Origin of the sequence: Nonomuraea recticatena, assembly GCF_039533245.1 — a bacterium.
Taxonomy (GTDB): Bacteria; Actinomycetota; Actinomycetes; order Streptosporangiales; family Streptosporangiaceae; genus Nonomuraea; species Nonomuraea roseola.
Window position 1 is genome coordinate 631,097 of sequence record NZ_BAAATE010000001.1, and the last position, 18,511, is coordinate 649,607.

The window sequence follows — 18,511 nt, forward strand, 5'->3', positions numbered from 1 at the left end:
CTCTCCTGGCAGGCGGCGGCCATGGCGCAGGAGGACATCCGCTCTCGGCGGGTGGATATGGTGATATGCGGCGTTTTGTAGTACTTCGCCGGGGGCGATCGCGAGGGGGACGGGTGGCGGAGTCGTTCGGCAGGTTGCTGCGAAGCTTGCGACACGCCGCCCAGTTGACGATCGAGGAGCTTTCCCACACGTCCGGCGTGAGCGTACGGGCCATCGGCGACATGGAGCGCGGAGCCAGCAGGGGCCCGCAACGGCGCACCGTGGAGGCGCTGGCCGAGGCGCTGCGGCTCGACGACGCGCGGCGAGTGGCGCTGTCCGAGGCGGCACGGGCCGGACGACCGCGCCAGGAGGCCCCCGCGCCGGGGGCGTGTGAGCTGCCCCGCGGGGTGGGCGACTTCACCGGGCGGACACGGGAACTGCGTGCGCTGCGCGAGCTGGCGGCTCGTGCGGGAGACGAGCAGGCCGCCGTCGTGGCGGCCGTCTCCGGAGCCGCCGGCATCGGCAAGACGGCGCTGGCCGTGCGAGCCGCAGGGCAACTGGACGATCTGTTCCCCGACGGCCGCTTCTACCTGGACCTGCGCGGCATGGATCCGATCCCGCTGGACCCGGGGACGGCGCTGTCCCGGCTGCTCAAGGCCCTGGGCGTGGCCGAGCGACGCATCCCCGCCGACGAGGAGGACCGCGCGGGCCGATACCGGGCCCTGCTGCGCGAGCGGCGGTGCCTGATCATCCTGGACAACGCGGCGCACGAAGGCCAGGTGCGTTCGCTGCTGCCCTCGGCAGGGCCGGTGATGACGCTGGTCACCAGCCGCAGGCCGCTGGCAGGGCTGGAGGGCGTGCACCAGCTCCCGCTGGCGCATCTGGCCGCGGAGGAGGCGGCCGCCCTCCTGGGCGCGATCGTCGGCCCTGAGCGCGCCGCGGCCGATCCTGACGGGGTTGCCCAGGTGGCGAGCCTGTGCGGGAACCTGCCGCTGGCGCTGCGCATCGCCGGGAACCGGCTGCAGAGCAGACCCGGCTGGACGGCAGGGCAACTGGCCGCACGCCTTGGCGACGAGGGACGGCGAGTGGAGTCCCTGTCCGCGGGAGACCTGTCCGTGGCCGCCGCCTTCGCGCTGTCGTACCGGCAGCTCTCCCTGCCGGCCCGGCAGAGCTTCCGCCGCCTGGCGCTGGCCGCGGCGCCGGAGTTCGGCGCGCCGATGACGGCGGTCCTGGCCGAGCTCGGCAGGGCCGAGGCCGAGGACGCCCTGGAGGAGCTGGTCGACCTCGGCCTGCTGCAGTCGCCGTACGTGGGCCGCTACCGCTTCCACGACCTGGTACGGCTGTTCGCCCGCGCCCGGCTGTCCGAGGAGGAGCCCGTCCAGGCCCAGCGGCAGGCCCGGCGGCGTATGGACGACTGGCTGCTCGAGGTCGCCACGATCGCCGGGCGCTGGTTCGAGCCGGACTACGGCGCCCCGCCGCAGGACTGGAGCTCCCTCGTCGAACTGAACAGCTCGCAACAGGCGCAGGAGTGGCTCCAGACGGAGGGCGAGGCCTGGCTGGCGGCGCTGAGACAGGCCTTCCGCGTCGGCGAGCACGCGCGCGTCGTCGAGGTGGCCGAGGCCATGCACTGGTTCTCGGACCTGTGGATGCACTGGGGGCACTGGCCCGAGGTGTTCGATCTGTCCTCCAGGGCCGCCCGCGCCATGGGCGACCGCGCACAGGAGGCGGCGCATCTCAACTACCTGTCCTGGGCGCAGACCTACTGCCAGGCTCGCTTCGACGAGGCGGAGGCGACCGCCCTGCGCGCGCTGGAGCTGGCCCGCGAGATCGGCGACGTGCGCCAGCAGGGCTGGTCGCTGATCTACGCCACCTGGTCGCTGTGGGCTCGCGACGACCAGCCGAGCAAGGAGAGCGGGCTGCGCTACACCCGTCAGGCGGCGGAGTGCTTCCAGCAGGCAGGGGACACGGAGGGCTACGCCCAGGCCATGAGCAGCATGGGAAACTGCCTGCGCAGGCTCGGCCGGGTGGAGGAGTCCGTCAGGCACAACCTGGCCCTGGTGGAGCGGCTGCGCGATCCCGCCTTCGGCGGCTCGCCCGCCATCGTCAACCAGGCCGTCGGCGCGACGCTGGATCTGGTGGGTGACGGCTACTCCGCCCTCGGACGCTGGCAGGAGGCCGCCGACCACTACCGCCAGGCGTTGTGGGAGATGAGCGAGCGCCCGATCAGCCGGGCCGTGGCCACGACGCTCACCAGCCTGGGCAAGGCGTTGGTCCAGCTGGAGCAGGTCGAGCAGGCCCGCGAAGCGTTCCGTGAAGCCATGGAGCTGTACGAGGCCTCCGGTGACGCCGTCAGGGCGGCCAGGGTGCTGGAGCTCCTCGAGCAGGTCGCCCGGTCAGCTGCAGTCACGCGTCCACAAAACGCTGGATGAACGTCAGGGCGGTGCCGCAGACCTCGCGCCAGCCGCCGTCGACGGTCAGCGAGTGCCCGCGGCCGGGCATCTCGAGGATCTCCGTCAGGTGGTGCTCGTTGCGGACCTGCCTCTCGTAGGAGGCGTGGGCGACGGCCCAGGGGACGACGCGGTCCATCTCGCCTGACATGAGCAGCAGCGGGCCCCTGTCCTTCGCGGTGCGGTCGACCTCGGGCTCGCTCCACGGGTCGAAGGCGGCGGCTGCATGGAGTGGCGGCACACCCGGCGCGGGGACGGCGAACGTCTCGTACAGGCGCTCGGCCTCCGTCTCGTCGACGGCGTTGGCGAAGGCGTGTCGGAACTGGTCGTAGGTGAGCGGGACGGCGCTGTCGGCGACGGCCTGGTCGGCCGGCGCGCGGACGGGGGCACGCGGAGGGGAGAACGGCAGCGGCAGCGCGCCCTGGACGGGCGCGGGGCTGATCGCCACGGCGGCGCAGGCCAGGCCGCGCCCTGCGAGGATCTGCGTGAGCAGGCCGCCGGTGCAGTGGCCGACCACGGCGGGCCTGCGATCGAGCCCGCCGATCAGGTCCGCGAAGTGGCCGGCCACCTCGCCTGCCGTCCTGGCAGGCGCCGTCCCGGCCGGCGCGGCCCCGAGCGGCGCCGCGCTGGGCCAGGCCGGAGTGACGGGGGCGAATCCCGCCTCGGCGAACACCTGAGCCCAGCGCTCCCAGCTGGTGGGCAGCAGCCACAGGCCGTGGACGAAGACGACGGGGATCCTGCCGGTGAGGTTGGCGTGGCGTATCTGGGCGTGCTCGAAGCTGGAAGGCATCAATCCGTCCCTGGTCGGGGGGTCGGCACGGGACCGCCGGCTTGGCGGCGGTCCCCGTACGGGTCAGGAGGACGGCCTCAGCTCGTGGCGAGGGCCTTCCGGAGCGTGCCGACGGCCAGCTCGATCGCCGACCCGGCCGCCTGGGTCTCGCGCAGGGCGTTGAGCATGACGAAGTCGTGGATGATCCCCTGGTAGCGCACGGCGGTCACGGGCACCCCTGCCGCGCGCAGCTTGTTCGCGTACGCCTCGCCCTCGTCCCGCAGGACGTCCGCCTCGGCGGTGATGACCAGCGCCGGAGGCAGGCCGGTCAGCTCCTCGGTCGTGGCGCGCAGTGGGGAGGCGGTGATCTCGGCTCGCTGGGCCTCGTCGGTGGTGTACTGGTCCCAGAACCACTGCATGCCGTCCCTGCGCAGGAAGTAGCCCTCGGCGAACTGCTGGTAGGAGCCGGTGTCGAAGGACGCGTCCGTCACCGGGTAGAACAGCACCTGCTGCCGCAGCGCGACCCCGCCGCGCTGCTTGGCCATCAGTGTCAGCGCGGCGGCCATGTTGCCGCCGACGGAGTCGCCGGCCACCGCGACACGCGTGGAGTCCAGACCCCTGGCCGCGCCCTCGGCGACGATCCACCGGGCGACGGTCCAGTTCTGCTCGATCGCCACCGGGTAGCGGTGCTCGGGCGACAGGTCGTACTCGGGGAAGACGACGGCGGCGCCCGCGCCCACCGCCAGCTCACGCACCAGCCGGTCGTGGGTGTGGGCGTTGCCGAAGACCCAGCCGGCGCCGTGGATGTAGATGATCACGGGAAGGTCGCCCGTGCTGCCCGCGGGCCTGACGACGCGGGCTCGGACCTCCTCGGTGGGGCCACCGGTGATCGTCACCCACTCCTCATCCACGGCGGGCTTGTCGACGGGGCCGGACTGGACGTCGTTCACGATCGTGCGGCCCTCGTCCGGCGTGAGCTGGAAGAGGTAGGGCGGCTGGGCGGTGGCCTCGGCGAAGGCTCGCGCGGCAGGTTCCAGGACAGGCTTGCTCATCATTACTCCAAAGGGGAAAGGCGGGGCCCTCGGCACAGGGGGGCTCCCGTTCACCGCACATCCAAGCAAGCGGCACCGGGCGAGGACGAGGCAGAAGCACAGGCAGAAGTGCGCTTCCGCCTCGTCTCCCCTTGTCGTGGCCTGTTTGGATCGCCGCTGAAACCACTGACCCCTTGCCGACAAGGAGCGCTTCCATGACGGAGAGCACCACCCCTACCGTCGTCCTCGTGCACGGCGCGTTCGCCGACGCCGCCAGCTGGTCCGGCGTCATCACCGACCTGCAGCAGCACGGCATCCCCGTGGTGGCCCCGCCCAACCCGCTGCGCGGCCTGGCCTCCGACGCGGCGTACGTCGCCTCCGTGGCTGCCCAGATCGACGGCCCCGTCGTACTGGTCGGCCACTCCTATGGCGGTGCGATCATCACCGTGGCAGGCGCGACCGAGAACGTCGTCGGTCTCGTCTACGTCGCCGCCTACGTCCTCGAGGAGGGCGAGAGCCTCGGCGAGCTGCAGGGACGATTCCCGGAGCCGCCGCTGGCGGCGAGCCTGCGGCAGGCCTTCTACCCGGTCGTGGGCGCCGAACCCGCCGTCGAGTTGACGATCGCTCCCGACAGCTTCCCTCACGTCTTCGCCGCGGACGTGCCCGGCGAGGTCACCAAGGTTCTGGCGGTGGCGCAGCGGCCGCTCGCCGCCCAGGCCTTCACCGAGACCGCGAGCACGGCGGCCTGGAAGACCAAGCCCTCATGGGCGGTCATCGCCGGCGCCGACCAGGCGATCAACCCCGACGTCCAGCGGTTCGGGGCCAAGCGGGCGGGAGCGGCCGTCGTCGAGGTCGCGGGCGCTTCGCACGCCGTCGCGCTGTCCCACCCGAAGGAGGTCTCCGACGTGATCCGCGAGGCGGTTCGGGCCACCTCGGCCTGACCTCTGTTTGACTGATCCGGTCTAGACCGGCTTCGGCGCGTTGTTTTCAAACCGATACGCGCCGGTATAGACCAGGTGATGAATCCCGCCCTACCCTGACGCAAACGCGTGGTGCTGACAGGCGCGCGCATCTCATCCCTGGGCGGGTTCCGCCGGCTGGTATGGACCAACGGCCCGTCCGACGAGAAGGCGGTATCTACGGTGAACATCAAGCTTGTGGGCGGCGCCGCTCTCGGCCTCGCCACCATGCTGGTCCTGTCCAGCTGTGGCGGCGGCGACGCCGGCACGCCCGCCGAGGGCGGTTCGACGGGGGCGGCGGCCGGCGGCGAGCAGGTCACGCTGAAGATGGTGGCCGCCGACTACGGCGACAACCCCACGGCCGACAACGCCGGCACGAAGTTCTGGAAGTCCGTGGTGGACGGCTTCCAGGCGGCCAACCCGAACATCAAGGTGGAGGTCCAGGTCATCTCCTGGAACGACATCGACAAGCAGGTCGCCACCATGGTCCAGAACGGCCAGGTGCCCGACATCCTGCAGACGGGCGACTACTCGGGCTTCGTCAAGGACGGCCTGCTCTACAAGACCGACGAGGTCCTCTCCCCCGAGGTCTCGAAGGACATGCTCACGAAGTTCGCCGACTTCGGCAAGGTCGACGGCACCGCGTACGGCATCCCGTTCGTCTCCTCGGCCCGCGCGCTCTTCTACAACAAGGAGCTGTTCGAGAAGGCCAAGATCACCGAGCCGCCCAAGACGTGGGACGAGCTCAAGGCCGCCGCGGAGAAGCTGAAGGCCGCGGGCGTCAGCCAGCCGTTCGGTCTCCCGCTCGGCCAGGAGGAGGCCCAGGCCGAGTCCTTCCTGTGGATGCTCGGCAACGGCGGCGGCTACACCGACGCCTCAGGCAAGTGGACGATCAACGCCCCCGCCAACGTCGAGGCCTTCCAGTACGTGAAGGGCCTGGTCGACGCCGGCCTGACCACCCCGAACCCCGGCACCAAGGACCGCAAGACGGTCTGGGAGGACTTCGCCGCGGGCAAGGTCGGCATGGTCAACGGCGGACCCATGTCGATTCCGATCTTCGACAAGGGCGCTGTGAACGGCAAGTACGCCGTGGCCCCGATCGCCGGCAAGACCGGTCCTCTCGACACCACGCTGGGCGTCATGGACTGGATCATGGCGTTCAACAAGAACGGCCACGCCGCCGAGATCAAGAAGTTCTTCGACTACTTCTACACCGGCGACGCCACCCAGAAGATCGTCGACAACTACAAGCTGCTGCCCGTCACCAACGGCGGCATCGAGAAGCTGTCGGGCGACGAGAAGCTCAAGCCGTTCCTCGACGCGCTGCCCAACGCGAGCTTCTACCCCTTCAAGGACCCCAAGTGGTCCGAGGTGAACACCGCGATCAAGCAGACCATCGGCGGGGCCGTCAAGGACGACCCGGCGAAGGTGCTCGGCGACCTGCAGAAGGTCGCCGAGGGCAGCTGATCCTCGGAGTCGGTACGGCCGGCGCTGCCCCCAGCGCCGGCCGTACTCCCATGGAAGGTTCTTCATGAAAAGGTTGCGCGTTCTGGAACCCCTGGCCTGGGTGGGGCCGGCGGTGGTGCTGATCGCCCTGGTCGTCCTGTGGCCGGTCATCGAGATGGTTCGGACGTCGTTCCTCGAGGTCAGCCGGTTCGGCGTGGTCCGCGGCTGGAACGGCACCGAGAACTACGACAAGCTCTTCGCCGAGACCGACTTCTGGCCGGTGATGCTGCGCAGCCTCATCTGGGTGGTCGCGGTCGTCGGCTTCACCGTGCTGATCTCGCTGGCGCTGGCCCAGCTGTTCAACCAGCGCTTCCCCGGGCGCAAGATCGCCCGTTGGGCGCTCATCGCCCCCTGGGCCGCCTCGGTGCTCATGACGTCGATCATCTTCAAGTGGATGCTCGACCCCGAGGTCGGCATCATCAACCTCATCAGGCGTGATCTCGGGCTGATCCCCGCGATGGGCGGCGCCGACGCCGACCAGCTCGGCCAGGCCGCCACCGCGTTCCCCTGGCTGATCTTCGTCGCGGTGTTCGTGTCCGTGCCGTTCACCACGTACGCGCTGCTCGCGGGGCTGGCGACGATCCCCTCGGACGTCTACGAGGCGGCCAAGATGGACGGCGCCTCCAAGTTCAGGACGTACTGGTCGATCACGCTGCCGCTGCTGCGGCCCGCGCTGACCGTCGCCGCGCTGATCAACGTGATGAACGTCTTCAACAGCTTCCCGATCATCTGGTCCATGACCCACGGCCAGCCGGGCTACTCCACCGCGACCTCGACCATCTTCATGTTCATTCTGAAGGGCTCGAACATCGGTGAGTCGGCGGCCATGTCAGTCGTGAACTTCGGCATGGTGATCGTCCTCACCGCCATCTTCCTCAAGATCTCCAAGTGGAAGCAGGAGGTGGCGTGATGGCCCACTCCCGTCCCGTGGCGGGCGGCGCGATGCCGTCGGTCAAGAAGGTGGTCATCGCGGGCTCGGCCTACGTGATCGCGTTCATCTTCCTCTTCCCCTATCTGGTCATGCTGCTCACCGCCCTGCGCCCGCAGAGCAGCCTGCGGGAGGCGGAGTACTTCCCCTCGTCCTTCGAGTGGTCGAACCTGCTGAACTTCTGGACGGGCGGCCTGGCCGACAACCTCCTCGTGACGCTGAAGGTCGCGGCGGGCTCGACGCTGCTGGTGCTGCTGGTCGCGCTGCCCGCGGCCTACTACTCGGCCAGGCACAACTTCAGGGGGCGCACGGCCTTCCTGATCCTGGTGCTGATCACCCAGATGTTCCAGCCGACCGCGATGCTGGTGGGCATCTACCGCGAGTTCTACCAGTTCGGCCTGGTCGACTCGACGTGGTCGCTGATCCTCGTCAACGGCGGGTTCAACCTGGCCTTCGCGGTGTGGATCCTCAACGCCTACTTCGCCTCCATCCCCAGGGAGCTGGAGGAGGCGGCCTTCATGGACGGCAACGGCCGCTTCGGCGCGCTGTTCAGGATCACGCTGCCGCTGGCCATGCCCGGTGTCATCACCGCGCTGATCTTCACCTTCATCGCGGCGTGGAACGAGTTCGTGGTCGCCCTGACCCTGACGACCAGCCCGGAGAACCAGCCGCTGACAGTGGCGCTGAACTCCTTCATCGGTCAGTACTCGGTCGACTGGCAGAACCTGTTCGCCGGTTCGGTGATCGCCACCCTCCCGGTGATCATCCTGTTCGCGCTGATCGAGCGCAAGGTCGTCGGCGGCCTGACAGCCGGTTCGATCAAGTAGCGCCGATCTCGGTGGTGTCCTCCGAGATCGGCGTCGACGATCTCGGAGGGCTCCTGGCCCGTCACGGGCGGCTCCCTCTCCGCCGACATTAATCCGTTGCGTGCCGCGCTCGCCCTGCCTTAATGTCTGAGCCATGCGCCTTTACCTGTAATGCGCGGGGCTGACCAGATCAGCCACCCGCCACTCAGCACTTGAGACCCGTCCGTCCAGACGCGGCAGCTGAGCTTGCCCGACCGGCCATCTTCGATGCGGCCGCGTCGCAAGTTGCGTAAAGGAGCACTCTTATGCGAGTTCGTTCAGGCAAGAAGAAGCACGGCACCAACCTGCCCGGCAGGCAGGCACCGCAGCTTCCCCGCCAGATGCCCAAGATGCCGCAGCGGCCCATCGCGCCGCCGCGCCGCATCCCGCCCAAGGGCCGCTGATCTACGGGCAGATCGATTCATACGGCTCTCTCGGCAGGTGCCGCTGCCACTCCCTCCTGATGAAGGAGTCGCCCGCTACCGCGCAGACCGCCGGTAGCGGGTCGGAGGGAAGAGCGACGTCCCACAGGCGTACCAGGCCGTCCCTGCCCGTCGTGGCCAGCGTCTTCCCGTCCGGAGTGAACGCCACGTCGTAGACATCTCGACCGTGGCCCATGAGGGGCTCGCCGACAGCCCGGTGGGTGGCGACGTCCCACAGCCTGATGGCTCCACCGCTCCCCACGGTGGCCAACGTGGCGCCGTCGGGGCTGAAGGCGATCGCCTGGATCGCGCTGTCATCTCCCGCGAACGGGGCGCCGTGCGGACTTCCGGTGGCGGCGTCCCACAGCTGGACGAGTTCGGAAGGGCTGCCCGTCGGATCCGCCGCCACCGTGGCCAGGACCTTGCCGTCGGGGCTGAAGGCCGCCATGTTCAGGTCGCTGTGCCCGTCGGTGAGCGGCCGGCCCAGGCGGCGGCGCGTCGTCAGATCCCACAGCGCGGCCTCGCCGTCGTTTCCCGTCGTGGCCAGTGTCCTCCCGTCAGGGCTGAAGGCGACGGAGTCGATGCCGGTGACGGGTGGCACGATCAGCGTCCCGTCAGGATCGTCCACCTGCGGCTTCTCCACGCCGTGGGCGGTCTCGATCACGCCTGCCGGCCCAAGGGTGCGCAGATCCCACAGTCGCACGCGCTGGTCTCCGTGCGAGGTCGCCAGCCACCTGCTGTCGGGGCTCGCCGCCAGGCCTGAGACTCCGCTCGTGCCCGCGAGCGGCTCGCTGAGAGTACGGCCGTCCCACAGCACCACGCCCTCCCCGTATTGAGGACCAGCCTCCTGCCGTCGGCGGTGAAGAGCATCGCGGCCGCTCCTGTCGGGAGGTCGCGGATGGGCCGTCTGGTACGCAGGTCCCAGAGCCTGACGCGCTCGGCGTCGGCCGCGGCCAGGGTGTGCCCGTCGGGGCTGATCGCGAGAGTGTCGAAGCCGGTGCCCTCGAGCCTGTCGAGCTGCCTGAAGGTCGACACGCGCCACATCATGGCCGCGTCGCTGCCTCTGCTGAGCAGCGTCCTGCCGTCCGAGCTGAAGGCGATCGACTGGATGGTGGCGGTGTGGCCGGTGAGGGGCGCTCCCAGCTGCTGTCCTGAGGACAGCTCCCAGATTCTGATCCTCCTGTCCTCGCCTGTGACCGCCAGCGTCCTGCCGTCAGGGCTGAAGGCGATGCCGGTGGCGTTGACGGACGTTGGTGCCGACCCCTGAGACCGCGGCGATCGCCGCAGCCGCGACGGTCGTCCCCGTGATCGCCGTCCGCGCCAGTGGCGCGACGGCGCTGGCGGCGAGCGTCGCCAGCGTCACGTACGGCGCGCGGCACTTCGCCCCGTCGGCCGCGAGCCTGACCCCGATGACGCCCAGCTGGAGGGATTCACCCGCCGAACGCGCCCAGGCGGCGACCTCCTGTCGCATTCTCTCGACGAGACGGGGGTCCTCGTTCATGATCGAATACTAGCCCGGACCGGCGTCGGCCGGCCCGGGCGAACGTCGGGTCAGAGACGCTCGATGATCGTGACGTTGGCCTGGCCGCCGCCCTCGCACATCGTCTGCAGGCCGTAGCGGCCGCCGGTGCGCTCGAGCTCGTTCAGCAGCTTGGTCATCAGGATCGCGCCGGTGCCGCCCAGCGGGTGGCCGAGGGCGATCGCGCCGCCGTTCGGGTTGACCTTGGCGGGGTCGGCCCCGAGCTCGCGGATCCACGCCAGCGGCACGGGCGCGAACGCCTCGTTGATCTCCGTGACGTCGATGTCGTCGATCGACAGCCCGGCCTTCTTCAGCGCCTTCTGGGTCGCGGGGATGGGCGCCGTGAGCATGTAGACGGGGTCGTCGCCGGTGAGGGCGAGCTGGTGGATGCGGGCGCGCGGGGTGAGCCCGTGGTCACGGACCGCCTGCTCGGAGGCGATGAGCAGCGCGCCCGAGCCGTCGGAGATCTGCGACGACGTGGCCGCGGTGATGACGCCGTCCTCCTTCAGCGTCTTGAGGCTCGCCATCTTCTCCAGGGTGGTGTCGGGGCGCGGGCCCTCGTCGTCCTCCACGCCGTTGACCGGGACGATCTGGTCCCTGAAGTAGCCGTTCGCGATCGCCTTGGCCGCCCTCTGGTGCGACTCGAAGGCGAACTTCTCCAGCTCCTCGCGGGTCAGGCCCCACTTCTGGCACATCAGCTCCGCGCCGCGGAACTGCGAGATCTCCTGCTTGCCGTACCGCTCGACCCACATCTCGCCGAACGGGAAGGGCATGCCCTTCTCCAGGGCCGCGGTGATCGACGAGCCCATCGGGACGATGCTCATCGACTCGACGCCCGCCGCCACGACCAGATCCTGCGTGCCGGACAGCACGCCCTGCGCGGCGAAGTGGATCGACTGCTGGGACGAGCCGCACTGGCGGTCGATGGTGACGCCCGCGGTCGTCTCGGGCAGCCCCGCGCTCAGCCAGGCGTTGCGGGCGATGTCCATGCTCTGCGGGCCGAACTGCATGACGCAGCCCATGATGACGTCCTCGACGGCCGCCGGGTCCACGCCGGTCCTGTCCATGAGCGCCTTCAGCGTGCGCGCGGCCAGGTCGGTGGGGTGGACGGTGGAAAGGCCGCCCTTCTTCTTACCGACGGGGGTGCGGACCGCCCCGACGATGTATGCCTCTGCCACAGTGCCTCCCGGGTCAAAACCGAGCAACATTCGGTCAGTGAGAGGTTACAACAGAATGTTGCTCTGTGCCTGTGAGAGTCGCCTCACCCCAGTGTCTCCGCAGGGCTCGCCCTGTTCGCTCTCCAGCTCCAACAATCTTCCCGTACGGCTCCCGCCGGGTGGAGGCCACCGTGGGATGCCGGTTGCCGCCCGTCCATCACGCGTCCTCCAGCACGACTTCGCTTCCCGCCGTCACGTCGCACGTGGAGCCGGGCGACGTGACGGCGCCCGGCCGGAGTCGTGCTGGAGCGGCGTGATGGACGGGCGGTCAGGGGTGACGGCGGTGGGCTGGGGTAGGCCTGCCGTACGGGCAGGACCCGAGCCGCGGCGCGGCGGATCAGGAGCGGTGAGAACCGGTCATCGTCGCGTAGACGATGATGTTGTCGGTGTAGTGCCCCGTGCTGCGGTTGTAGGCGCCGCCACACGTGATCAGGTGCAGCTGCGCGTTGTCCTGGTCCCCGTAGACGCGCTGGGTCGGGAAGGTCGCCTTGCCTGTCTGCTCGACCCCGCCCACGGTGAACACCGCGGTCGTGCCGTCGCGCCGCTTCACCTCGATGACGTCGCCGTTGCGGATCTCGCCGAGCCTGCTGAACACCGCGCTTCTGGTCCTGGTGTCCTTGTGCCCCAGCATCACCGCGGGGCCCGCCTCACCCGCCGTGGACCCGTGCCGGTACCAGCCGACCAGGTTCGGATTGTCGATCGGGGGGGTCTGGATCGCACCCTTCCTGTCCACGCCGACCGACGAGACCGGTGCGTTGATGCCGAGCCGCTTGATGACCACCCTGAGCGGGTTCGACGGCTGCATGGGCGGTGCGGGCACCACCTGGGGCAGCGGCGGCGGGGCCGTCGGGGGCGCCTCGAACAGCGCCTGCCTCGGCTGCCCCGAGGTGATCGCGTCGGGCTGGCTCGACAGCGACAGCGACTGCCGCCCCTCCGACAGGCCGTACTCCTCGGGGTTGAGCAGCATGAACACCAACCCCACGACCACGGTCAACACGCCCGCCACCGCGGCGAGGATCAGCGTGGACCGCAGGATTCTGCTGCCGCGATCGTCATAGGGCTCGGGGTAGTGCGGCGCCACGGGGGTCAACCCCTGGAGACGGAGCGGCGACGCAGGACCAGCCCGCCCGCCGCGGCGGCCAGCACGACCAGCGATCCGGTGAGCACGAACATCCGCCCGTCAGGCCCCATGTCCCCACCACCACCGGTCTCGGCGGCACCCTTGGGCGTCTTGGTCACCTTCCCGTTCCCCCCACCGACAGGCGTCTGGGTAACGGTCGCGGTGACGGTACGAGTGGGCTTGGCACTGGCGCTGGTGCTCGCAGAGGGCGAGGGCGAGGGCGAAGGCGACGCGCTCGCAGCGGTCACTGTGAAGGAGTGACCCTTCGGGGCTGGGCTGGCCTGGACCGTGCACTTGTACTGGTACACGGACGTCGACGTTCCGAAGTAAATGTCCGAAGCCTTCAACGTCACCGTGCCGGCCGTGGTGGGCTTCACCTTCAGAGTGACGCTAGGGAAGGAAGTGATTGGCGAGCCTGCGGTTGTGGTGCTGAACGTGGTTTCCCCGGTCACCGACGTGCCCGATACGCCAGCTCCGCTCACAGAGGCGCTCGCGATGAACTTTGCGCTTGTGAAGCCGCTCGCAGGTACCGTGAGCTGCGCTGCGCCGCTTGCATAGGTGGCGGACCAGTTGATCGACTGCTCCTTATTTGCCTCCGCACCAGTCGGCATCGTCATGGTCACATTGAGGCTGGTGTCTTTGGAGTCGGTGTTCGTCGACGTCGCACACTTGTACGCGACGACCGTCTCCCCGCCGGTGCCCGTGCCTCCACCCGTCTTGACTTGGATGACCATGCTCGGTGCCGTTCCCGTCGTGGGCGTGCATTCAGTCTCATCCGACGTGGACAACGTGAAGTACAGGCTGCCGCCAGTAGCGGCCGGTACAGGCGTTACTGTCAACTGCCCCGTCGTTGTGGGAGCAGTGAAAGTGCCCACGAGTTCCGGAACAGCCGTGAACTCTGCGCCCGTCGCGAGGGCCGGGACCGGCACAGAGGTCTTCTGTGCCGTCACCGTCGGCGCGGCGATGGTCGCCACGTTGACATCGCCCTCAATGGTCATCGTGCCAGCGGTCACGTCTCTAGCGGCCTTGGGCTTGGCGGTGAAGGTCCACTTGAGTTCGACAGAACCGCCAGGTGCCACGGATTCAGGCCCGCTGATGGTCGCCGTCACCGGATGGCCAGCGAAGGGGCCGCCTGTGCAGTTGAACGTGACGGTCATCGACGGTGCCGCAGCGACCTCAGCCGCTGCCTCGGCGGACGAGGCCAGGCCGACTATCGAGCCGACGAAGAGAGCCAGCGTTCCCGCGAGGCCCAGGGCGGAGGTCTTCAGGGCGAGGCGGCGCCGCGCCTTTGACTTCTGCACTGTCTCTCTCCGTTCCAAACACAGCAAGTGACCAACTGCAACTGGCGTAACAGGATCCCAGTCCTTGGTCACGGTTCGGTAGAGATCCTACGAACTCTCCCTGTGAATCGTCATCAAACTTCCAATATCCGCCCAAATTTCCCCGTCCGTTATCCCTTCTTCTTGGACAGGGCGGCGTAGACGATGACGTTGTCGTCGTAGTGGCCGTTCGCGCCGACCATCCCGCCGCAGGTGATCAGCCGCAGCTGGGAGTTGGTGACGTTGCCGTAGACGCGCTTGGTCGGGAAGGCCGACTTCTTGACCTGCTCGATCCCGCTCACCGTGAAGCGGGTGACCTTGCCGTCGGACCTGTAGACGTAGATGAAGTCGCCCTTCGCGAGCTCCTTCAGCCGCCTGAACACCGCGGCGCCGCTCTTGGTGGTGACGTGCCCGTTGATGATCGCCGGACCCTTCTCACCGGGGACCGGGCTGAAGCGGTACCAGCCGGTCAGGTTCGGCTTGCTCGTCGGCGGGGCCTGGAGCTCGCCCTTGGAGTCGACGGTGACCCCGCCGATCGGCGCGTTCACCTGGATCTTGGGGATGCGGATGCGGGTCGGCTTCGCCTTCTTGGCGGTGGGCTTGATCGGCGCCACGACCGCGCCGGCAGGGGCGGGCGGGGGCGCGCTCAGCACGGCGGGGGCCAGCGGCTTGTTCGGACCGCCAGGACCGACGCTCGGCAGGACGAACGCGTTGGCCACGTTGTACATGCCGATGGTCTCCCCGCCCTGACCGGACTGGGCCATCGGCACGGCGCCGTCGGAGCCGTCGTCCACCGGGGTGATGAAGGCCAGCAGGCCGGCCATGATGGTCGCCACGCCGCCAAGCGACCCGGCGATCAGCAGCCCGGGAAGGGCCCTGTTCAGCAGTGACTTCTGCTCGGTCATGATCCGCCCCTCCCTCTAACGCCGGTTCCCGGCGTGCGCGGCGCGCCGCCGTCTCATCACGACCCCGCCCGCCGCGCTCCCGAGGAGCAGCACGGACCCGCCTGCCAGCAGGACGTACGGCTGCTGCGAGGCCACGGGCGCTTCACCGGACGGCACACCGCCGAAGGGCGTCTTCTTCACCTGGGCCGCGACGTAGTTGGTCGCGGTCGGCCCCGCCGTAGGCTTCGACGTGGCGGTGGGGGTGCTGGTCGTGTTCCCGTGCACCGAAACGAGCCTGTCGGCAACGGTCCTGTCGTCGTGGTGGTTGTTGTTGCCGTTGTTGTTGTTCTGGTTCGGCTGGCTGGTCGACGTCGAAGGACTCGGCGAATGGGTGGGCGTGACCGACGGCGAGGGCTGCCCCGTGGTGGGCGTGTCCGTCGGCGACGGACCTGGCCTGTCCTTGACCGTCACGTCGATCGACACCGGGCCGCTCACGATCTTGCAGGTGGCTCGGTGGAAGTCCGTGGGCACCGCGTCCTTGTTCGTGATCACCCGGAAGGCGTCGAGCCACGCCTTCCTCGTCGACGCGTTCGTGATCTTGATCTTGTGCTCGCCGTACGGGAGCCCGTTCAGCTCCCACAACGTGTGCCCGCCGTTGTGCACCTCGTTGACCGGGTCGCCGATGGCGTTCTTGGAGGGGTCCACGGACCCCCGCACCCCGCCGTCGAGCTCGATCTCGACCGGGCCGCCCTCGTGGTCTCGAGGCCCCACGTACTGCACACCCGTGCCGACGAACTTGAGCTCTGCCCAGGCGTACTGGCTGGAGGTCTCGTGGTAGTCGTTGTGGATGTGGTTCTCGGACCTCGGACGGTCGTCGAACGGCGTCCACCCGGGCCCGTAGGTGATCACGTGGCCGCGCGGGTTGTCGATGTCGTTGCCGTCGTTGACGTTCGCCTCACCGTTCGGCGGCGCGAAGTCGACGACGATGTCCTTGGGCTCGATCTTGATCACGCCCGGCTTGTTGAGCAGCCCCGGGTCGGAGATCCCCGCGGGCAGCGGCAGCTCCTTGTCGTACTGGAGTCCCTGCGCGATCGTGGTCGCACCCGTCGGCTGCAGGATGTTCTGCCAGGCACCGGCGATCTGGACGTTGCCCATGATGTTCATCACCGAGCCGCCGGCGTAGTAGCCGGGCGAGGTGAAACGGCTGGCGTCCTTGTAGGCGAGCGACCACTTGAGGTCGAGCGCCCCGCCGACGACGAGGTCGGTCGCGAACGTCAACCTGGTCCTGAGCCGGACCGGCGGGTACTTCGCGATGCTGGCGGGGCTGGTTCCCGAGCACTCGTAGTCGATGACCAGATCCGCGGGGGCCGCCGAGGCGGGGGCCGTCGGCAACAGTACGCAGGCGGCTGCGGTCAGCCCCACCGATCCGGCTGCTAAAGCGCTGCGCCACCGAGCCACGGCACACTCCGATCTCCCAGAAACCAAGAGGAGATCTTAAGGTTTCAACCACCTGCTACACAGGAGAAATGGCACGACTAACGACACTTGTGATGAAGACGTGTCCCAGCGCCCGAACATAAGGTCACCCTGCGCTTGATGAAGCCTACGAGGGCTCAGGGTTTGCGACCGACGGCTCCCAGATAGCCGCTGCGGTCGGGGGCGCCGGGGTACTGGTCGGCGCGGGGACGCCAGGTCTCGACCGGGACGACGCCGGGCTCCAGCAGGTCGAAGTTCTCCATCAGCCGCGAGGCGAGCCGGATCGCGCTGGACGATGTCGCCCGCCGCCGTCCTGCTGTAGACCGCCCTACTCTCGGCCACCTTCTCTGCCTCCCCACGCACCGCGTAGCCGTGGGAGATCACCAGATACCCGCCGGACGGCAGGCCGTCCCGCAGGGTCGAGACGATGCCGGCCACCTGCTCGTCGTCGGGGAAGAAGTGGAGGACGGCCAGAGCCAGGATCGCCACCGGCTGATCGAAGTCGAGGTGGGCGCGGACAGCCGGGTCATCGAGGATCTCCCGCGGCTCCCTCAGGTCGCCTGCGACGGCGACGGCCCTGCGGTTGTCCTCCAGCAGGGCGCGGGTGTGGACCAGGACGAGCGGGTCGTTGTCGACGTAGACGACCTGGCCTCCTCGGCGATCTAATGCACGTTCTCCCGGGCGGGCAGGCCGGTGCCGAGGTCGAGGAACTGGCGCACCCCTGTGTCGGCCAGCTCGCGCAGCGCCCGGCCGAGGAAGGCGCGGTTGGCCCTGACCAGCGCCCCGATGTCGTAGTCCATATGGGCGCCCAGGGAGACGATCTTCTCGGCCGCCTCCCTGTCCGCGGCGAAGTTGTCCTTCCAGGCTAGTTGCAGAAGTACGCTCATAGACATGCCGAAGATCGTGGTACCCACCAGCGGAACACGTCCCATCTACGGTGGCAATGTTCGGATCAGCGATGACCCGGAGGTTCTCGACCCGCAGACTGGTGAGCTGCGCCGATTGGAAAAGGGCATCGCCAGGCAGAAGGAAGACATCCTGGCGGAAGCGGAGAAGCTCGGGGTAGAGATCGGGTTCTGGTACGAGGAGAACGACGTCTCAGCCTTCAAGAAGAAGCGGATCGTTCTCCCCAACGGCCGAAGCGTCTGGAGGGTGATCCGCCCGGACTTCCGCGAGATGCTGGCCGATTACGAGGACGGCACCATTCAGGGGATCATCTACTACGACCTGGACAGGATGACTCGCCAGCCGCGCGATCTCGAAGATCAGATTGACCTGGTCGAGTTCTACAAGCGACCGGTGGAGACGGTTACCGGGCAGATGGATCTTCGCACGTCCTCCGGTCGGGCCATGGCGCGCGTGATGGTGGCCATGGCCAACAAGGCCAGCGAGGACACCTCGCGGCGGGTGGCACGGGCGCGGCTTCAGCGGTGCTGGCGACGTCGTCAGCCAGCAGCCACCACACGCGCCCAGTGACGGGATCGGTAGCGGGCTCGCCGCACACCTGGCACAACCGGTGATCCATACAGCGCCATTGCCGCAGCGTGTTGACGAGCTTCCACTCCGGCCGTCCGCCACGGTTGATGCCTTGGCGGGCGCGCAGCACCCCATACATCCAGTCGTTCGGGTGGGGATCGGGGTAGGTGAGGCGCAAGCCTCCCGCTTCAGGGTGGTGGGTGAAGGTCAGGCAATGGGAGGACGCTTCCCCTGACCACAAGCGATGCACTGATATACGTAGTGCGCTTATCGTGCCTAGGTGATCGTTTGGAAGGCGAGTATCCCCAGGTGGAAGCAGCTCTACGAGATCCTCGTGGAGCGGATCAACACGGGCGAATACCCGCCAGGAGAACGCATGCCATCGGTCATGGCGTTGATGGATGAGTTCGGTCTGGCCGTGGCCACGACACAGAAGGCCGTCGCCAAGCTGCGTGAGGACGGACTGATCTACACCGAGCCCGGCTTGGGATCATTTGTAGCCGTTCCGGACAAGGAGTCCCCTGACCAGACGTAGCACGTCAGGGGGAGGGAAAACCACTGGTGATTGCGCCTCCAAGCCGCCACGCTGAGCGGCACGACTGTTGCAGGAGGGT

At 68.7% G+C, this 18,511-nt stretch carries 19 protein-coding genes and 2 pseudogenes; 8 read left to right on the forward strand and 13 right to left on the reverse strand.

Features of this window, described 5'->3' with window-relative positions; all coding sequences use genetic code 11:
- Positions 1-65 precede the first annotated feature (65 nt).
- Entirely contained in the window at positions 66-2,408 is a 2,343-nt protein-coding gene (locus ABFX50_RS02980) for an ATP-binding protein (protein ID WP_346142924.1), read from the forward strand.
- Here the strand turns inward: ABFX50_RS02980 and ABFX50_RS02985 are convergent.
- Both ABFX50_RS02985 and ABFX50_RS02990 read right to left on the reverse strand, forming a co-directional pair.
- Positions 2,383-3,216 carry an alpha/beta fold hydrolase gene (locus ABFX50_RS02985; protein ID WP_346142926.1) on the reverse strand — a complete coding sequence of 278 codons (834 nt, stop codon included), beginning with the start codon at positions 3,214-3,216 and terminating at the stop codon, positions 2,383-2,385. The genes ABFX50_RS02980 and ABFX50_RS02985 overlap by 26 nt on opposite strands.
- 77 nt (positions 3,217-3,293) lie before the next feature.
- Positions 3,294-4,247 (reverse strand): alpha/beta hydrolase, encoded by a 954-nt coding sequence (locus ABFX50_RS02990; RefSeq protein WP_379504770.1) that lies wholly within the window; start codon positions 4,245-4,247, stop codon positions 3,294-3,296.
- A gap of 194 nt (positions 4,248-4,441) precedes the next feature.
- Here ABFX50_RS02990 and ABFX50_RS02995 point away from each other — a divergent pair, with 194 nt between their 5' ends.
- The 5 genes from ABFX50_RS02995 to ABFX50_RS03015 all read left to right on the forward strand — a co-directional run bounded on the left by ABFX50_RS02995 (position 4,442) and on the right by ABFX50_RS03015 (position 8,868).
- The gene (locus ABFX50_RS02995; protein ID WP_346142930.1) at positions 4,442-5,167 is read left to right on the forward strand and encodes an alpha/beta fold hydrolase; all 726 of its coding nucleotides are present in this window, start codon (positions 4,442-4,444) and stop codon (positions 5,165-5,167) included.
- Between the two features lie 201 nt (positions 5,168-5,368).
- A complete protein-coding gene (locus tag ABFX50_RS03000; protein ID WP_346142932.1) occupies positions 5,369-6,652 on the forward strand; it encodes an extracellular solute-binding protein in 1,284 nt (427 codons plus the stop codon).
- Between the two features lie 64 nt (positions 6,653-6,716).
- On the forward strand, positions 6,717-7,601 hold the full coding sequence (locus ABFX50_RS03005; protein ID WP_183650976.1) for a carbohydrate ABC transporter permease: 885 nt from the start codon (positions 6,717-6,719) through the stop codon (positions 7,599-7,601).
- Entirely contained in the window at positions 7,601-8,446 is an 846-nt protein-coding gene (locus tag ABFX50_RS03010) for an ABC transporter permease subunit (RefSeq protein ID WP_183660230.1), read from the forward strand. The genes ABFX50_RS03005 and ABFX50_RS03010 overlap by 1 nt, the downstream gene beginning before the upstream one ends.
- 284 nt (positions 8,447-8,730) lie before the next feature.
- A complete protein-coding gene (locus ABFX50_RS03015; protein WP_183650979.1) occupies positions 8,731-8,868 on the forward strand; it encodes a hypothetical protein in 138 nt (45 codons plus the stop codon).
- A gap of 1 nt (position 8,869) precedes the next feature.
- Here the strand turns inward: ABFX50_RS03015 and ABFX50_RS03020 are convergent, their stop codons facing one another.
- The 11 genes and pseudogenes from ABFX50_RS03020 to ABFX50_RS03070 all read right to left on the reverse strand — a co-directional run bounded on the left by ABFX50_RS03020 (position 8,870) and on the right by ABFX50_RS03070 (position 17,308).
- Complete coding sequence (locus tag ABFX50_RS03020; RefSeq protein WP_346142935.1) at positions 8,870-9,706, reverse strand: WD40 repeat domain-containing protein; 837 nt, start codon at positions 9,704-9,706, stop codon at positions 8,870-8,872.
- A 269-nt stretch (positions 9,707-9,975) separates the two neighbouring features.
- Positions 9,976-10,173, reverse strand: a pseudogene (locus tag ABFX50_RS51260) (WD40 repeat domain-containing protein); the annotation flags it as partial.
- Positions 10,100-10,387 (reverse strand): hypothetical protein, encoded by a 288-nt coding sequence (locus ABFX50_RS03030; RefSeq protein ID WP_346142938.1) that lies wholly within the window; start codon positions 10,385-10,387, stop codon positions 10,100-10,102. The gene ABFX50_RS03030 and the pseudogene ABFX50_RS51260, both read right to left, overlap by 74 nt.
- Before the next feature lie 50 nt (positions 10,388-10,437).
- Positions 10,438-11,583: an acetyl-CoA C-acetyltransferase gene (locus ABFX50_RS03035; protein WP_183650988.1), complete on the reverse strand. Its 1,146-nt coding sequence runs from the start codon at positions 11,581-11,583 to the stop codon at positions 10,438-10,440.
- 376 nt (positions 11,584-11,959) lie between these two features.
- The gene (locus tag ABFX50_RS03040) at positions 11,960-12,703 is read right to left on the reverse strand and encodes a class F sortase (protein ID WP_312895663.1); all 744 of its coding nucleotides are present in this window, start codon (positions 12,701-12,703) and stop codon (positions 11,960-11,962) included.
- 5 nt (positions 12,704-12,708) lie between these two features.
- A complete protein-coding gene (locus ABFX50_RS03045) occupies positions 12,709-14,115 on the reverse strand; it encodes a hypothetical protein (protein ID WP_346142940.1) in 1,407 nt (468 codons plus the stop codon).
- A 77-nt stretch (positions 14,116-14,192) separates the two neighbouring features.
- Positions 14,193-14,966 carry a class F sortase gene (locus tag ABFX50_RS03050; protein WP_346142942.1) on the reverse strand — a complete coding sequence of 258 codons (774 nt, stop codon included), beginning with the start codon at positions 14,964-14,966 and terminating at the stop codon, positions 14,193-14,195.
- A gap of 15 nt (positions 14,967-14,981) precedes the next feature.
- Positions 14,982-16,367 carry a hypothetical protein gene (locus ABFX50_RS03055; RefSeq protein WP_346142944.1) on the reverse strand — a complete coding sequence of 462 codons (1,386 nt, stop codon included), beginning with the start codon at positions 16,365-16,367 and terminating at the stop codon, positions 14,982-14,984.
- A 191-nt stretch (positions 16,368-16,558) separates the two neighbouring features.
- Positions 16,559-16,684 carry a hypothetical protein gene (locus ABFX50_RS03060; protein ID WP_346142945.1) on the reverse strand — a complete coding sequence of 42 codons (126 nt, stop codon included), beginning with the start codon at positions 16,682-16,684 and terminating at the stop codon, positions 16,559-16,561.
- 106 nt (positions 16,685-16,790) lie between these two features.
- Positions 16,791-17,036: pseudogene (locus ABFX50_RS51265) on the reverse strand (SAM-dependent methyltransferase); the annotation flags it as partial.
- 47 nt (positions 17,037-17,083) lie between these two features.
- The gene (locus tag ABFX50_RS03070; RefSeq protein WP_346142949.1) at positions 17,084-17,308 is read right to left on the reverse strand and encodes an SAM-dependent methyltransferase; all 225 of its coding nucleotides are present in this window, start codon (positions 17,306-17,308) and stop codon (positions 17,084-17,086) included.
- Between the two features lie 4 nt (positions 17,309-17,312).
- On the opposite strand from ABFX50_RS03070, the gene ABFX50_RS03075 reads away from it, so the two are divergent.
- Both ABFX50_RS03075 and ABFX50_RS03080 read left to right on the forward strand, forming a co-directional pair.
- Positions 17,313-17,897: a recombinase family protein gene (locus tag ABFX50_RS03075; protein WP_346142951.1), complete on the forward strand. Its 585-nt coding sequence runs from the start codon at positions 17,313-17,315 to the stop codon at positions 17,895-17,897.
- Between the two features lie 280 nt (positions 17,898-18,177).
- On the forward strand, positions 18,178-18,432 hold the full coding sequence (locus ABFX50_RS03080) for a GntR family transcriptional regulator (protein WP_346142953.1): 255 nt from the start codon (positions 18,178-18,180) through the stop codon (positions 18,430-18,432).
- Positions 18,433-18,511: the final 79 nt, after the last annotated feature.

Excerpts from the sequence above, each read along its gene's own strand:
- ABFX50_RS02980 (WP_346142924.1), top strand. The coding sequence starts at position 66 with ATGCGGCGTTTTGTAGTACTTCGCCGGGGGCGATCGCGAGGGGGACGG.
- ABFX50_RS02985 (WP_346142926.1), bottom strand. The coding sequence starts at position 3,216 with ATGCCTTCCAGCTTCGAGCACGCCCAGATACGCCACGCCAACCTCACC.
- ABFX50_RS02990 (WP_379504770.1), bottom strand. The coding sequence starts at position 4,247 with ATGAGCAAGCCTGTCCTGGAACCTGCCGCGCGAGCCTTCGCCGAGGCC.
- ABFX50_RS02995 (WP_346142930.1), top strand. The coding sequence starts at position 4,442 with ATGACGGAGAGCACCACCCCTACCGTCGTCCTCGTGCACGGCGCGTTC.
- ABFX50_RS03005 (WP_183650976.1), top strand. The coding sequence starts at position 6,717 with ATGAAAAGGTTGCGCGTTCTGGAACCCCTGGCCTGGGTGGGGCCGGCG.
- ABFX50_RS03010 (WP_183660230.1), top strand. The coding sequence starts at position 7,601 with ATGGCCCACTCCCGTCCCGTGGCGGGCGGCGCGATGCCGTCGGTCAAG.
- ABFX50_RS03015 (WP_183650979.1), top strand. The coding sequence starts at position 8,731 with ATGCGAGTTCGTTCAGGCAAGAAGAAGCACGGCACCAACCTGCCCGGC.
- ABFX50_RS03030 (WP_346142938.1), bottom strand. The coding sequence starts at position 10,387 with ATGAACGAGGACCCCCGTCTCGTCGAGAGAATGCGACAGGAGGTCGCC.
- ABFX50_RS03050 (WP_346142942.1), bottom strand. The coding sequence starts at position 14,966 with ATGACCGAGCAGAAGTCACTGCTGAACAGGGCCCTTCCCGGGCTGCTG.
- ABFX50_RS03060 (WP_346142945.1), bottom strand. The coding sequence starts at position 16,684 with ATGGAGAACTTCGACCTGCTGGAGCCCGGCGTCGTCCCGGTCGAGACC.
- ABFX50_RS03070 (WP_346142949.1), bottom strand. The coding sequence starts at position 17,308 with ATGAGCGTACTTCTGCAACTAGCCTGGAAGGACAACTTCGCCGCGGAC.
- ABFX50_RS03075 (WP_346142951.1), top strand. The coding sequence starts at position 17,313 with ATGCCGAAGATCGTGGTACCCACCAGCGGAACACGTCCCATCTACGGT.